Origin of the sequence: Butyricimonas synergistica DSM 23225, from assembly GCF_000379665.1 — a bacterium.
Lineage (GTDB): Bacteria > Bacteroidota > Bacteroidia > Bacteroidales > Marinifilaceae > Butyricimonas > Butyricimonas synergistica.
In genome coordinates this window covers 130,770-146,490 of sequence record NZ_KB903369.1, presented here as the reverse complement: position 1 = coordinate 146,490, position 15,721 = coordinate 130,770, and the positions used below count along the sequence as shown (strand labels likewise).

At 47.9% G+C, this 15,721-nt stretch carries 8 protein-coding genes; 2 read left to right on the top strand and 6 right to left on the bottom strand.

Translation table 11 applies throughout. The features are described 5' to 3' along the window. Positions 1 to 308 precede the first annotated feature (308 nt). Positions 309 to 1,664: a S41 family peptidase gene (locus A3CY_RS22225; protein WP_018338947.1), complete on the top strand. Its 1,356-nt coding sequence runs from the start codon at positions 309 to 311 to the stop codon at positions 1,662 to 1,664. A gap of 5 nt (positions 1,665 to 1,669) precedes the next feature. Here A3CY_RS22225 and A3CY_RS0115995 read toward each other — a convergent pair whose 3' ends face one another. Continuing rightward, a complete protein-coding gene (locus A3CY_RS0115995) occupies positions 1,670 to 2,386 on the bottom strand; it encodes a head GIN domain-containing protein (protein WP_026207759.1) in 717 nt (238 codons plus the stop codon). Here A3CY_RS0115995 and A3CY_RS0115990 point away from each other — a divergent pair. Further along, positions 2,385 to 2,600: a hypothetical protein gene (locus A3CY_RS0115990; RefSeq protein ID WP_026207758.1), complete on the top strand. Its 216-nt coding sequence runs from the start codon at positions 2,385 to 2,387 to the stop codon at positions 2,598 to 2,600. The two genes, A3CY_RS0115995 and A3CY_RS0115990, sit on opposite strands and share 2 nt — an antisense overlap. Here A3CY_RS0115990 and A3CY_RS0115985 read toward each other — a convergent pair. The 5 genes from A3CY_RS0115985 to A3CY_RS0115965 all read right to left on the bottom strand — a co-directional run bounded on the left by A3CY_RS0115985 (position 2,589) and on the right by A3CY_RS0115965 (position 15,567). Beyond that, positions 2,589 to 4,004 carry a TolC family protein gene (locus tag A3CY_RS0115985; RefSeq protein ID WP_026207757.1) on the bottom strand — a complete coding sequence of 472 codons (1,416 nt, stop codon included), beginning with the start codon at positions 4,002 to 4,004 and terminating at the stop codon, positions 2,589 to 2,591. The two genes, A3CY_RS0115990 and A3CY_RS0115985, sit on opposite strands and share 12 nt — an antisense overlap. Positions 4,005 to 4,017: 13 nt before the next feature. Continuing rightward, positions 4,018 to 7,164, bottom strand: coding sequence for an efflux RND transporter permease subunit (locus A3CY_RS0115980; protein WP_018338944.1), 3,147 nt, complete (start codon positions 7,162 to 7,164; stop codon positions 4,018 to 4,020). Between the two features lie 68 nt (positions 7,165 to 7,232). Further along, positions 7,233 to 8,312: an efflux RND transporter periplasmic adaptor subunit gene (locus tag A3CY_RS0115975; RefSeq protein WP_018338943.1), complete on the bottom strand. Its 1,080-nt coding sequence runs from the start codon at positions 8,310 to 8,312 to the stop codon at positions 7,233 to 7,235. A gap of 60 nt (positions 8,313 to 8,372) precedes the next feature. Next, entirely contained in the window at positions 8,373 to 11,879 is a 3,507-nt protein-coding gene (locus A3CY_RS0115970) for an ABC transporter permease (protein WP_018338942.1), read from the bottom strand. A 184-nt stretch (positions 11,880 to 12,063) separates the two neighbouring features. After that, on the bottom strand, positions 12,064 to 15,567 hold the full coding sequence (locus A3CY_RS0115965) for an ABC transporter permease/M1 family aminopeptidase (protein WP_018338941.1): 3,504 nt from the start codon (positions 15,565 to 15,567) through the stop codon (positions 12,064 to 12,066). Between the last annotated feature and the right edge of the window lie 154 nt (positions 15,568 to 15,721).

The following is a 15,721-nucleotide window of genomic DNA, read 5'->3' as shown; positions in this document are numbered from 1 at the left end:
TATTTAGTAGAAGCAAATATTTATCTTATTTTTTTTATATGCAACTTTACAATATATCGCATTTTATTGTATTCCAAACACTTAATGCAACGCATAAGAAACTGGAAAATACAAACCAAGGCTTATGATGAATAATTATGCATTACAATTGAAAATCATATAATCACAGAATAAGCGATAGCCTTGTACGGTTGGAATTTAAAATCTAAAATTTAAAATCCCAAATGGATCATCTTTCTCTTTTTCTCATGCATGGAAATTCACAAAAATTCCGTAATATTGTAGTTTGTAATTTGTAACAACAAACTATGTACAGGATTTGTTTCTTTTTGATACTTATCGGCTTCCTCGCAAGTTGCGAGGACACGTCTGTCAAGCCCTCGCCCTACACGGGCACGTACACGCGTATCAACACGTTCACGAAGGACAAGATGACCGACCAGTATTTCTGGGCTGATGAGGTCAAGGACAAAAATATAGAGGCAGACCTTGACCCCGCGACTTACTTTGCCAACATGAAATACGCTGGTGACCCGTGGTCGCATATCACGAAATCACAGGGACTGGGCGAAATTGCGGATGCCAGTGGCAACGAGAACGGGTTCGGGTATAACCTTAACTTCTGGGAAGACGGGGGATACATCATTGCCGAGGTTAACTTCGTGTATTCCAATTCCCCAGCGGCAAAGGCAGGACTAAAACGCGGTGACATCATCACCCGCATGAACGGGAAAAAGATCACCACGGAAAATTATACCGACCTTTATTACAACAACACATTATCCATCGGTCTGTCCGAAGATGAAATGTCGGAACCTTACAAAACCCTCGAACTGACCGCACAAAATTTCACGATCAATCCCATCCTTGAATACGGAGTCATCACTCACGACGAACGAAAAGTCGGTTACGTGGCATACTCCAATTTCGTGTACCGGAACGCAACCTCGTTACTTCAATTAAACGACGTGTTCCAAAAACTGAAAGAACAAGGAATAGAGGAACTTATCCTCGACCTGCGTTACAACACGGGCGGGTATATGCTCGCCGTCAAGCGCTTATGCTCACTAATCGCCCCGGAGGAAGTAGTGGAAAGCGAAGAAATACTGATACACAAAAGGTGGAACGACGCCTACCAGAAGAAATACGCGGATACACCGGAAATGATGGAAGAACGTTTCGACAAAACGGTGCCTACTGATGCCCGCCTCAACCTGCCCCGCTTGTGGGTCATTACCAGCAAGGTGACAGCATCAGCTTCCGAGCTGCTCATCAGCGCCCTGTCACCTTACATGGAAGTCCATGTTATCGGTGAAACCACCGTCGGAAAAAACATGGGAGGCATCACCTTCACTCCTCCCGAGAACGACTTGCAAGGATGGAATATATCTTTAATCTCCCTGCTTTACACGAATAGCGAGGGCAGATCCGTGCGGAACGGCATTGTGCCCGAAATCCCTGTAGCAGAAACATTCCCCCACCGGGAAAGCCTCGGCGATCCTAAGGAACCACTGCTCGCCGTCGTTCTCGAGATGATCCCCGGGAAAATAGAAGCAACGATGCCCGCAAGAAGTATGTCCACGAGTAAATACCGCCAGATCATCCCCGAGCGTGTGAAAGCCAATTCAGTGGTATTATTTGAAAATCAAGAGGAAGGAAAGTAATCATTTCACTTTTTCTTGGCAAGGGCTCCCCGACCGCTAACGTCTTGTTTCGTGATACGGGGGTTACCGTCGTACACGAGCAATCCGGCCGAGGATAACTGGACTCCGAGGGTGCCGGAAACGTACACTTCTGCTTTGGCAGCATTGCTGATTTCCGCCTCGCAGTCGGCAGCACGTAAATCCCATGCTTTCAACGTGGCAGAAGAAGACATCTCGAGTTCCAGACGATCGACGGCACCTTTCAATTCCAGTTTAGCCGCATTGGAGGCTTCCACGTCTAGTTCCTTACCTTCCACTTCCAACTTCACGACAGCCGTACCGGAAGCCGAGAGTTCCAGTTTGTCCACCCGCAAGGGAGAACTACCGATCAAGCGTGCTGCCGATGAAACATCAAGGCCGGTGATCTCGGGAGTTGCCACGGACACGTTCATCGCCGTGAAACTACGGATAATCACATTCGGGTCGAGAAAAACGTTCAATTGCCCGTTCTTTATCTCCGTTTTCACGTGAGAGATGATATTGTCATCCGCCTCTATCGTGATCCCGAATTCCTTGCCTTGCTTCAAATACAAGGTGATACCCTGTTGCACGGAAATCTTCGTGAAAGGCTTGCTGGCATCCCGTGCTTGTACCAGAAGGTAGCCCGTACCCTTGATTCGCTTGACCTGCGCCACAGCAGTCCCGACAATCAATAACGCTAATAATAGGAATAAGTTTTTCATGGTGTTAGTTTATATAATTGAAAATGGAGAATTGAAAATGAGTTTCTTTGCAAGAACTAAAAACTGTTTGGTAATCCAGCTCTCCCTCTGTTTATGGAGGGAGTACAGCGGAGCCGGGAGGGAGTTTTTAAATATCATAGCAAGAACTCCTCCGGCACTCCGTGCCACCTCCTCTATAAACAGAGGAGGAGCTGGAATATTTTCAATTGTTTAGTTTCCCGATTGATTTCAAATATTCCGCCTCGCTGAGCCGCAGAGCGGCTTTGGCATCGACCCAGTCGCTCCATGCTTGCTGCCATTGTACTTGTGCTTCAAGGAGATTTGTCAAAGTTTCCATGCCGACGTCATACTGGTCACGGGAAACCTTCAAGTTTTCCTCTGCCTGCGCCAAAGCCGAACGGGTAAGATTTACCCGAGTTTGGGCATCGGTCAGCTTAAAGCGGTTACCAGAAATTTCCAGTTGCATCATCTCCGCCAATTTCTCCTTGTTCAGACGGGAGATTTCCTCCTCTGCCTTTGCCACCCGTATCTTGTTGCGCCCTTCTCCCCAGTTAAAAATCGGTATTTCGACGGATGCCATGGCACTGAACGAGGCTGAATGGGAATCATCGCCGTTGAGTTTCAACCCGCCCCCGTAGCTATACCCCGCTGTGACTCCTACTTGAGGCAAGAAGTCGGAACGGGTGACGTTGACCTCCTTGCGCTTCATCTCCACCTGCTTATCAAGCATATTGTAATCGGGACGCTGAGCGAGATCGACGGGCAGGGACAAGATGCCAGGCGAGAGAGTGCCCGAGAGGGAATCGGTCAATTCGAGGGGAGTATTCAATTCCAACCCGATCAAACGGCAGAGGTTCATCCCCGCCAACGTCTGACCGTGCCGTGCTTGTTGTAATTGCAACAAAGCATCGTTATACTTCACCTGTGCTTTCAACACGTCATTCAACGGAGCCATTCCCGCCGCACGGGCATCTTCAAGATTCTTCACCAGCTCACTCGTGACTTCCTTGTACTTCTCGGCAACCGTGACCAACTCTTGCACACGGACGTATTGCCAGTAAGCCTGTTCCAGCTCCACCAGCACTTCCGAACGGTTGAGGCGGACATTCTCGTCCGCCAGTTCCTCGCCGAACTTCGCCGCCTGATGTGCCGCCCGCACCTTGCCGCCCATGAAGATCGGCTGTTGCAGTTGTACCCCCGCCATGTATACGCCCCTTAGCGAAAGCGTGATCGGGATATCAGGGAGAAAAGCGTACTCGTGGAAAAGAGGCGTTCCATTGACACCCGTGACCGGCTTGCCATCGGCACCCACGATCACGTTCGGTTGCAGCTTTCCCGCCGCATCCGGCACGTAAGTCGGGAGGTATCCCCCAGACAGTTTATACTCCTGCTTTTTTTGGTTATAAAAATACATACCCGAAGCAGACAGGCGGGGATAGTAATTCGCCCGGTACTCCTTCTTCATCCACACGGCCTGCTCCTTCTGCCGGTCGGCGATAGCAAGCTGCTTGCTGTAATCGAGAGCCATCGCCCGGCACTGTTGCAGATTCAACCTCTGTTGCGCCCGGGAGGGCTGGTACATCGCTAAAAGAATGCATATGATAATACAATATTTCATGATACTGTGCTTTTTAATTTACATGATTACCAGAAGACCGTTCCATTTTTATCCCGACAAAAAGGGAATACAACACAGGTAGGATGACGAGCGTCACCACCGTGCCGACAAACAATCCCCCCATGATAGTCACCGCTAGCGAACCAAACATATCGTCGTTAACCAAGGGGATCATCCCGAGTATCGTGGTCATCGACGCCAAGAAAACCGGACGCAGACGAGAAGAGGAAGCGTCGAGCAAGGCAAGCGCCCTGTCTTTCCCCGAGCGGATCTGGATGTCGACTTCATCGACCAGCACGACCCCATTCTTGATCATCATGCCGACTAGCCCGAGCGCACCCACGATAGCCACGAATCCGAACTCTTTGCCCGCCAATAACATCCCGAGGACGACCCCAGTGATGGCAAGCGGCAAACAAAGAAGGATCATCAACGGGCGGCGGAAATCCTTAAAGAGGGCTATCAAGATAGCGAGCACGAGGACGATGCCGATAGGCACGTTCTTGAACAAGTATTGCTTAGATTGCGTGCTGGCAAGGTATTCTCCCTGCCATTCCGTGGAATACCCCGGCGGGATGTTCAGTTGTTCAATCTTGGGGAGAAGACTGTTACGCACGTCATTCGCCGTGTAGCCCGGGGCATTGTTACACTCCGCGGAGATGGAACGCTGCCCGTTGTAACGGCGTACCACGGGAACCTCCCACGAGGCAGTGATGCCATTGGTCGCTTGGTTGAGCGGCGTGGAACCCGCCACTGCCGTCATCAACTCGTCGGGCGAGATCATCCCTGCCATCAATTCCTTCACCGTTTCGAGGCTGAGCATATTCGTCGAGGGGACAAGGCTCCATACCGGCACATTGTTTAGCCGACCGGGACGTTGCCGGTCTTTCCCGACACTCTTGATATAAATGGGCAAATCGTGTTCCCCCTCGTAGTACGAACCCACGGGCAGACCGTCCGTGGTCGCCAGCAACGCCAACCCCACATCTTCCCGGGAGAGGTTCGCCACCCGGGCTATCGGCTGATAGTAGTCCACGTTGAGCACGGGGGTGGTAGGTCCCCAGTTGTTCGTCACCAGCACCGTGGTCGAGTCCTCCCTCATCATCTCCTCCACCTGGGCGCAAAGCCGCTTCAACACTGCCGGGTCGGGACCCGTAATCATAAACTGCACGGGGTAATCCATATACATGAGGTTGTATTGTTTCATGCGCACGTATGCCTCCGGGTAATGCTCGGAGAGGTAGCGTTGCAACGTGTCAAGATTTGTCTTCAACGCCTCAGGCGACGTGAAATCCACGATCAATTCCCCGTAGCTGAGGGCGGGTTCGGCAACCGTCCGCACCAGATTGTAACGGGACGGAGTTCCGCCGAGACTCGTCGTCACTGCAGTAATCTCCGGGCGACTCGAGAGGTAATCTTGGATAGACGCCAAGTCACGCTTCACCGTTTGCGGGTTCGTGCCGTAAGGCATCTTGTATTCTATGTATAATTGATTGTAACTCAAATCAGGGAAGAAGCCCTGCTGTATGAAGCGGAACAGATACACGCTGACCGCCAGTACAAGGATCACGCCGCCAAGTACCGCAAACCGATGGCGTACGGAAAAACTCAGGGTGGAACGGAACGCCCGGTACATCCGGGTACCGTACATCTTCTGCTCGTCCTCCACCTCGCCCGGTTTTACCTGCAAGCCCCGGTCTGCCTGAATCGGCACAAAAGCGAGTGCCAGTATCCAGCTCAACCACAGGGAAACAGCCAGCACGATAAACAGGTCGCGGACATATTCCCCCGTCGTGTCCGGGGAAAGGAATATCGGCAGGAAGGTGAGAATACCTATCGTTGTCGCCCCGAGCAGAGGCCACGCCGTTTTCTTCGTGATATTGACTAACGCCGCAGGTTTCGGAATACCCTTCTTCAAATCGACGAGTATCCCGTCCGTAATCACGATGGCATTATCGACGAGCATTCCCATTGCCACGATAAAGGAAGCGAGTGATACGCGCTGCAAGGTGCCGTGCATCATGTACAACACGAGCAACGAGCCCAAGACGACAATCACCAGCCCCGCCCCGATGATGTAACCGCTCCGAAAGCCCATGAAAAGCATCACGACTAGGATCACGATCACCACGGACTCGATCAAGTTGACCATAAAGACATTAATAGCACTCCGCACTCTCGCGGGCTGGAAGAATACTTTCTGGAAATCTATCCCCACCGGGATGATCTCTTGCTTGAGTTCTGCCAGTTTACCATCAACCTTTTTACCCAACTCGAGAATATTCCCCCCGGTTTCCATGGCGATGGAAATGGCTATTGCCGGCAAGGTGTCATACAACAAACCTTCCCGCTGGGGTTCCACGTATCCTTTCGTGATCTGAGCCACATCGGAGAGCCGTATCTGATCCTGCTCGTGCCCCTTGATAAGAAGATTCCGTATATCGTCGATCGCCTTGTAGGCGCCGTTCACATTCACGCGTACCCGCTTCTCCCCGCTGTCGAAGTAACCGGAATACACTGTCTTGTTCTGCCCGTTGAGGGTCATAATGATCTCGGCGGGATGGACACCCATGTTTGCCATCTTGTCTTCGAGGAACTCGACGTTGATACACGCCTGCCGTTCGCCGTACACGTCCACGCTGCTCACCCCGTCGATGTCCAGAACGGAACGCCGCACCAACTCGGCGTAGTCGGACATCTCTTGATAATCGAAACCGTCGGACGTCATGGCATAGAACATACCATACACGTCGCCAAAATCATCCATAACAATGGAGGGTTGGGCTCCATCCGGGAGTTGGGATTGTACACCCATCACTTTTCTTCGTAAAATATCCCACTTCTGCTGCAACTCCGCTAACGGTACCGTACTACTCAACTCCACCATAATCTCCGACACGTCGTCCATCGAACGGGAGGACACGTGGTCCAGATCGCCCATGGAACGAATCGCTTTCTCGAGCACGTCCGTCACTTCCAACTCCACCTGATAGGCAGAAGCCCCCGGATAAGCCGTCACCACCATAGCCTGCTTCACGGTAATCGCCGGGTCTTCCAACTTACTCATCGTGAAAAACGAGTATATTCCCCCCACGACCAAGACGAAAACAAAGAAGTAGACAAAAGCCCTATTCTTTAATGCATATTCCGTAAAATTCATAATATCTTGTTGCTGCGCAACGTTGCAAGTTATCAGGTTGCAGGTTGCAAGTTCTCTATTATCTAAAATTAAAGCAGCTTCCCTACATTAGAAGAAGACACAGGCGTCAATCGCCGTACCTTTTGCCCGTCTTTAAGACTGTTGGTTCCTGCCGAAACAATCACCGCCCCATCCGAAAGATCGGATTCGACGATGACCTGCCCGTCCTTGTGAAGTTCCACGACTTGAACGGGATGCGGGTTCACGACCTCCTTCGCGGTGTCATAGACCCACACGTATGATTGAGCTTCTTTCTGGAAAAGGGAAGAAATGGGAACAATGGCAAGCCCCTCTTGTCCGGGGGAGAAGCGAATCGTCACGCTAACGCTCATCCCTGCCGCCAAACTCAAGTCGGACTCCGGTTTCATCCGGAAACGTATCCTGAATAATTGATTGTAATTCGCTTGTTGTGTCATATCCAACAACTCCAACGGTATTTTTACTCCCGGGTAAACATCCGCCTCGCAATAGAATTCCTCGAAACTCTCCCGACGAATGAAATCGCTGGAAGGAATGTCGATATTTACCTCATAGTAATCGTTGTTAATCATGGACAGCACGGGGGTTCCCGTGTTGACGATCTCGTGGGCGTCAAAGAATTTCTTTTGAACGTACCCGTCGAACGGAGCCTTTAGCTTCGTGTCGTTCAAGGCATTCAGATGGGCGTGATACAATGCCGCTATCCGTTGCTTCGCCGCTACCGCCTTGTCGTAATCATTTACCGGGACACTGTTCCGGTGATACAACTCGATCACCCGATCCGATTCACCCGTCACCTGCTCGTATTCTGCCTTCGTGGCGTCATACTGCAACTTGTAGTCCCGAGGGTCTATTTCCGCTAACACTTGTCCCTTCCGCACATACTCTCCCACCTCAGCGTTAAAACGTAGAATAGGTCCCGCCACCCGGAAAGCCAACTGCACGTCGGAAGCCGCTTTTATCTTCCCCGGGTAAGTCGTACTGCACTCCCCTTCATACTTCTGCACCTCCGCCGTCTTCACCAATTGCGCGATATCCAAACCGGGCGTAGCCCTGCGACAGGAAAAGGCGAGCAATAAAAGCCCCGGAACGAAAGTCCATTTCAATACTGAAAACACTGTCTTGTTCATATATATGTCTTTTTAATCGACTATATATACTCAAAAGCCCGTGTTAAAGTTTCTATAAAATCATTTATTGGCAACATATTCCCACCGCACGGCATCTCCCAAGAGCACTTGATCGGGTTCTCCCCGGTCTGTCAGTACCACTTTGCACTCTCCCGGGGTAAGCCGGAAACGTCCCAAAAATGTCCAACCGACCATTCCGTCGCATTCCCCGACAATCTCTTGTTTCTCCCCACCATTCACCAACGTGTAATATTGTTTAAATTCTTCCCCTTTCATATCGGTAGAAAAGCTGCTCATAATCGTAAAACTGCCCATCATTTTTCCCGACTGTTCTTTATCCACTTTAAAGGTATTCACCTTCAACGGAAGATAAGCATACAGGTCATATTCTCCTTCCCGTTCTATCGGCGTCACCCATTCCATGCTCGCACCCCCACCCTGCATCATGAAAGCATGGGTACGCTTGGACAACCCGTAGGCAGATTCACCTTGAACATAGCCCGGCAATACCTCCACCCCGTCCATCAACTGTAGTGAGAACCCTTGAACGTTATATTTGCTTTTCTTTTCCTTGCCGAACCAATCACGCAAGCGCTTTCTGGGAGAAGACTGTACAATACGAAAGCCCTCGTCCTCGTTGTCTACCACAATTCCATTCTCCGCGGCAAAGAAATCGGAACGATCAATATCTTTCACGTAAGTATTCGGTTTTTGATCGACGGATCCCTGTATTCTGGCATCCAACCCCAGCGGGATATTCACCGATAAGTTTGTATGCAAAGAAACCCTGCCCTCGTCAAAAAAAGTCACGATCTCTTTCCCGCTATTCGCCTTCACCAGATAGTTGCGAGTAACCACAGACTCACTCGCCCGCTGTCCCCGCGGACTCATATTAAAACCACCGGGAGGCATCTTCAAAGCACGTGCCTCGATGGATATAATCCCGTCGACATCACTATCGTTAAAAACAGAAACACGAACTTGCGAACCCTCACTTCCTCTTCCGGCAAAAAATACACTCCCTCCTCCACCAATAGATATGGATTGACTTTGCCCCAGCTCCTTTTCTTTATCCATTTTCACAACATCCACTTTAAACTCTCTTATCAAAAACTCCGGCAAACGCTTGCTGGTATACCAAAACGGTAAAATATCTTTCCAGCTTACACCGATACTTCGCATGAATGCCTCATCAAACGAATTGAAATCAATCTCTTGAAAACGATGAGCCGCAGCATATTCGTTCAAAAACTGTATGACTTGTTCCTCCGTGATGTCGTCCAGACTCAACCACCGGACTAATTCCCCGGTTTTCATCCCCAATATATGATGAAACACGACAGGGTCTAACTCCCGATCATAAAAAGCCTCTTCAAGACTATGGGAAGCCAGGTAATTCTGAACACGCTCGGTTACTAGCATCCTGGAATAATTCCGCACACGGGTTTTTAGTACATTCAACAACACCGCATTAATCACCGGGTTATCATCCGACCGGAAACGAAGGGAATAATCATAAAACAAAGGAGCCGCATAATACAAACTATTACGGGTCGAGTATCCCTCTCCCGCCACATTCTTGATAGCGGAAGGTCCGAACCAACGCATAAGGAACTGGCTACGATTAAATTTCGAGGTCGTGGCATTTGTCAGTAAAGAAATTACACTGCTAAACACGCTCATATGCAGCCTTTCCGTTACAGAAATATCCATACCGCTACTATATTGAGCCATCATTTTCATGTGCGTCGCAAACGTTACTTTATAATCAGACCAAACCCCTATTCCCCGCTCTGGCAAAAAGACCATCTCGGGCTGAACAAACTCGCTCGCCCCTTTCTCTTGACGGAAGAAACTGGCTAACGTAATAGGAATTTCCACGACCTTGAAGCTAGTATACGGATAGGTATGGAACATTCTTTCCTCTACTCCTCCCCGTATTTCCCGAATCAAGGCAGGTATCGAATCCGACAACTCTTCCAAGCCTCTCAAAATATCGTCATGTCCTTTAAAAAGATAAAGCTCGTAGCGCACGGAATCCACAGTTATTCCTCTCTTTTTATAATCCCCAATACAAAGAGAAAGTCCATGTAAAGGAAGAGCATTCGTGAAACAAAGCCCGTCATGCGTTATTTCTTGCTCCCCCTGAGCGATCACCATCCTCTCTCCCGGGTTCAGCACACGCAACGAGTAGAACGTGAAATCGGAAGATATATCATAAGAATGAGCCGGATTCACGGGAGGTAAAGCCACCGGGTACCACAGGCACTCCGGCGTCAGAAAAGTATAATTGTTGGTCAGGAACATAAACTTTTTCCCGTATCGACATTTCAGGTAAGCATTCTCCTCCTGCCCGAACACCATTTCATCCGGGACGTCCAAGTAACACAGCCGTTCGTCTATCCCTCCCCGGTACTCCATCTCCAAGATGATTTCTTGGTCTGGTTGCAATTCCCGCTGAACTCGGACCACTTGCCGCTCTCGCTCGAAAGGCAACTCCACCTCCCCTTTGATCGCAAGAACTTCCAACGCCGGGTTCAAGTAAAGGATAATCTCGGGCAATGTTTCCCGAGTCCGATTCCGAAGCACGAGAGTACTCTTTGCACTCATATTATCGCCTTGCTGTTCAAAACTTATATCGTGTTTAATTACGCTCGCTTTCGGTACATCATTGTATTTGTTGTAAGTTTCCGCGTAGACCTTTCTCATGGAAACTTCCTTGCCGTGGAAAGAATAAACAATGCCTCCCGCCAAAACTCCCGCAACCATACAAACAACAGAAATACCCATCACACGCATTCGGTTCACCGGACGATTGGAAAGCCGCTTAAATAAAACCACCGAGAATCCCAGGAAACCCAAACCGACAAGCAGCCAACTGAATCGTTGCAAAAGATACCCCATCATATCGGGATGCCCCGTTACCCCGGAGAATGCATTCGGCAAACTATGCCCGAAAAGATCGAACACTCCTTGTGCCGCATCCCCGACATAAAAGATAATAAAACCGACGGAAACCAATAATATCAAGATACTCAACGCCTGATTACGCACCCAAGTATGGATGAAGAAAGAATAACCAAGCATAAAGATCAATGCCGGAATGATCAACGTGACCAGATAGAACAAATAAATCCCGATATTCAGCGGAGAGTCACTCGCAAACAAGTGCAGCAAGAAACTAAGGAATAAAGAAACAACCGCCATGATGATAAACACCCCCGCGAAACCACCAGCCATTCCCAGTATATATTCGGCATTGCTCTCCGGACGATAATAAATCGCATCCATCGAGTCTACCCTCCTTTCCCTCGTCAGAAACATTCCCGCGAGAAATATTAAAGGAATCACTTGTAACCCCGCAAACAAATAGGCATTCATGTACGGGAAAAACGACGATAGCGTGATTAACCCGCTATTCTGCGCCAGATAGAGATTCGACTGAATAAATATCTGATACAGGACAATACAACAAAATGTCAATAAGAAAAAGATACGGAATAACCAACTACGTAATAATAATCTTGCGTTGTAAGTGGCTACTGTTTTCAAATTATGAAGATTCATCACAACAGCATTTAAGAGTTTCTATTTAGTAAGAAGTATCGCACACATTTTCACAATGATAAGAAGAATAAAATATAATTACAAGAAAGAGAGCACCTTTCTTCGTCAATCACGACACCCTATCCATTCAAAAACTCCGGGAATCTCCTTACAAAAGAGATCCCCGCACAATCAAAATATCATATTATTTATCCTTCACCCGCACCCATTTGATAGCATCACCCAAAAGAATCTGTTCCGGTTCACCCCGGTCATCCAATACTACTCTACATTCCCCGGCAACAAGCCGAAAACGTCCCAACAAAATCCATCCGCGGGGATTCGTTATCGTCCCGACAACTTCCTGCCCCGTTCCATCATTATAAATCGTGTAATATTGTTTTATCTCCGGTCTATTATTCAACTCGACAGAAGATACCGTAACATTTATCGCACCACTCAATGCCATCCCGCCCCTTTTCGTTTTTTCCCGCCGGGCTACATCCAATGCTTCCGGCAAATAGGCGTACAAGTCATATTCTCCCGATTGTTCAATAGATGTTTTCCATTCCATGCTTGCCTTCCCTCCCTGTTCCATATACACGAAACTACGTAAAGGTAACCCGTAAGCCCACTCCTGTATAGCACATCCGGGAGTAACTTTCTCACCCTTGTCGGCTTCAATCATAAAACTGACCATTTTTCTCTCGGGTTCTTTATTAAAAAGACGACGTAAAAATGAACCTTTCTTCTCCGGTGCATTCAGACGGAAGCCTTCATCCTCATTATCTATAATAATTTCTCCGGGAGCCGGCAGAAAATAGGAACGATCAAGTTCTCTCGTGAATTGAACCGTATCCAACGTGTAGCGATCGTTTTCGCCATGCCTCGTTCGAAAAGGAATTTCTCGCGGAAGAAAAGGTGAAAGATTCATATCCAATATTGTCATATTCGCTATATCATCACTCGTGAAAGAGATCTCCACCCCTCTCCTTGCTTTCACCAGATAGTTACTTATCTTCGTGTTCCTTCTTATTCTATCCACTCTTTTTTTCGTTTCTAAATCGAAAGAAGCCTTTCCAGTCCGGATTGACACAACTCCATCCACATCACTATCATTATAAACCGTTGCCCGAACGTGCACCCGCCCTCCATAACCAGGAAGTATAACCTGCTCACCCTGTTTCATCAGTTCAACCCGTTCCATAAACTCCTCCATCGTCATTTCCTTAGGCTCTTTTCCCACATTCGCCACTTCAAAATCCTTCACCCAAAAAGCCGGCAAATGATCCACCGAATACCAATCCGCGAGAAGATGTGACCATCCGCCTCCTACTTGTCGACTAAAACAAGTATCAAAATCACAAAATCGAACCCGTCGAAATGTATTCTGAGCTAGATATTCTTTCAAGAAAGTTATCGCATCTTCCTGCCTGCCCCCATCCACTGCCATTCGCTTTTGCAATTCATCAGACTTCGCCTTCAACAACCGATCTACAAAATAAGGTGTCAACTTGGCATTTTGAACGGCACTTTCCAGACTATGTGTTTTCAGATATTCCAAAATATCCTCGTTACGCCTATCCAAAGATTCAAAGCCCTTTAGCAAATCTATCAACACGACCTCCATCACCGGAAATTGATCTGACTGGAAAGAAATCGTATAATTTAAAAACATGGGATACACATTATACGGGTTCTTGTCCCGATAATAGAAATTCCTGTAATTTGAACCACCGAAATTATAAACAACAAACCTCTCCAAAACATCAAATCCACGCGGGAATCGCTCTTCATCTTCAAATAATAGGACAATGCAACTTTCCAACAGACCAGCGCATCTCTCTTTCTCAGATCTCTCCTCCATGTACATTTTGGAATCTCTCGGGTAATGCTTATAATCTCTAACAATCTCCACGTCTGGAAAAACACTCATTCCCCGCTCCGGCAGAAAAGCCATCCCGGGCTGCACGAACTCACTTCCACCCCGGTTATTCCGGTAGAAACTTGCAAAAGTGATCGGGGTTTCGACAAGCAAAAAATAGGCATACGGGTATTTCCTTCCGGATTTATACTCCATAACCTCCCGCCAATCCCGAATCAATACCGGCAACGTATCCTGCACCGCTTCCAAGCCATTCAATAAAGCACCATGCCCCTTGAGTAAATAGAGTTCGTAACGAGTAGAATCCACCTCGATTGCCCGTTTCTCAAATTCTCCCATGCAAAGCGAAATTCCATGTAACGGATGATTGTGACGAAAAACAACATTATCTCCTTCCGCCGATCGTTCTCCCTGCGAAACGACCTCTCTATCACCCCGTCCGGACACCCGCAACGTATAGGTTGTAAAATCCTTCGGAATATCATACGGCATCGCCGGATTCACCGGAGGCACAGTCATCGGGTACCACAAACACTCGGGCACCAGTAACGTGAAATGATCATCCAGAAATGCATATTGCTTCCCATAACGACAGATCGAATAGGCGTTCAAATCCTCGTTGTATAGAATATCATCCGGGACATCCAGATAGCAAACTTCCGGGTCGATCTTCCCCTCGTACTCGATGAGAAACTCCAAGGTCTTTCCCGGTTCCAACGCCCTCTTCACCCTCAGCACCTGTTCCTCTCGCTCGAATAACAAATCCGTATCCTTTTCCTTAACAACACGAACCGTCAACGCGGGATTCAAATAAACCACTATCTCGTCCAACAATTCCGTTCCTTTATTCTGTATCACGAGATCACTTGTTACCACAATACGTTTCCCCTCTTGTTTGAAATCAATCTGATGCGCTACCACGCTACCTTTCGGATCTTTGGCATACTTGTTATATACTTCTATATACTTGTTCCGTAAAACCTTCTTCTCCACCTGCCGGAAATAAAAAGTTCCACCCGCCAAGACTCCCAGTAACAAAAAACAGACAGCAAGCCTTGCCACCTTCTTCCGATTCAACGGATAATTTACAAGCCGTTTAAAACACAATACCGACAATTCCACCAATCCCAACCCGACAAAGAACCAGCATAACCGCTGCAACAGATAAGCACCAAGATTCGGGTGTCCCGTGACAGAGGAAAACACGTTCGGCAAACGTAACCCCAATGGGTCTAAAAGTCCTCGTCCACCCCAGACTAACAGAACAACAATTCCCAAAAGAATTATCACTCCTATACCCTGACTACGTACCCTGACATGAATAAAAAAAGAAAGCCCCAACATAAAAACCAACGCCGGCACAATCATCGTGACCAGATAGAATAAATATATCCATACCTCCAACGGATTCCGGGAAGCAAAAAGATGCAGCAACAACCCCAAACACAAAGAACAAACCGCCATCACAACAAACACGTTGAAGAAACCCCAGAACATTCCCCACACGTATTCGGCATTACTTTCCGGACGAGAATAAACGGCATCCATCGTATCCATGTTTTTCTTCTTCACCAAAAACATCCCCGCCAAAAAGATCAACGGAATAGTCTGCAAAACCGTGAACAAATAAGCATTCACGTATGGAAAAAAGGAAGGCAACATCGTCAATCCCCTCGTCTGCTCCTGAAATAGATTACCTTGTTCTATCGCTTGAAAAAAGAACACTATACCAAATAAAAACAAAAAGAACAAACGAAACAACCAGCTACGCAACAACAACCTCGAATGGTTAGTAGCAATAACCTTCAGATTATGAATATCCATATGGCGACGATTTAAAAGATTTCGAGTATTCAACAACACACGTCCATCTTTGCAATATTACGAATAAAACCAACCAAATGCAAAAAATAATTCTATTAATACTTCAAGATGTAAGATTAGTGATACTCGCAAACATCCCGGTGAAAACAGGGGA

Excerpts from the sequence above, each read along its gene's own strand:
- A3CY_RS22225 (WP_018338947.1), top strand. The coding sequence starts at position 309 with ATGTACAGGATTTGTTTCTTTTTGATACTTATCGGCTTCCTCGCAAGT.
- A3CY_RS0115990 (WP_026207758.1), top strand. The coding sequence starts at position 2,385 with ATGGTGTTAGTTTATATAATTGAAAATGGAGAATTGAAAATGAGTTTC.
- A3CY_RS0115995 (WP_026207759.1), bottom strand. The coding sequence starts at position 2,386 with ATGAAAAACTTATTCCTATTATTAGCGTTATTGATTGTCGGGACTGCT.
- A3CY_RS0115985 (WP_026207757.1), bottom strand. The coding sequence starts at position 4,004 with ATGAAATATTGTATTATCATATGCATTCTTTTAGCGATGTACCAGCCC.
- A3CY_RS0115980 (WP_018338944.1), bottom strand. The coding sequence starts at position 7,164 with ATGAATTTTACGGAATATGCATTAAAGAATAGGGCTTTTGTCTACTTC.
- A3CY_RS0115975 (WP_018338943.1), bottom strand. The coding sequence starts at position 8,312 with ATGAACAAGACAGTGTTTTCAGTATTGAAATGGACTTTCGTTCCGGGG.
- A3CY_RS0115970 (WP_018338942.1), bottom strand. The coding sequence starts at position 11,879 with ATGAATCTTCATAATTTGAAAACAGTAGCCACTTACAACGCAAGATTA.
- A3CY_RS0115965 (WP_018338941.1), bottom strand. The coding sequence starts at position 15,567 with ATGGATATTCATAATCTGAAGGTTATTGCTACTAACCATTCGAGGTTG.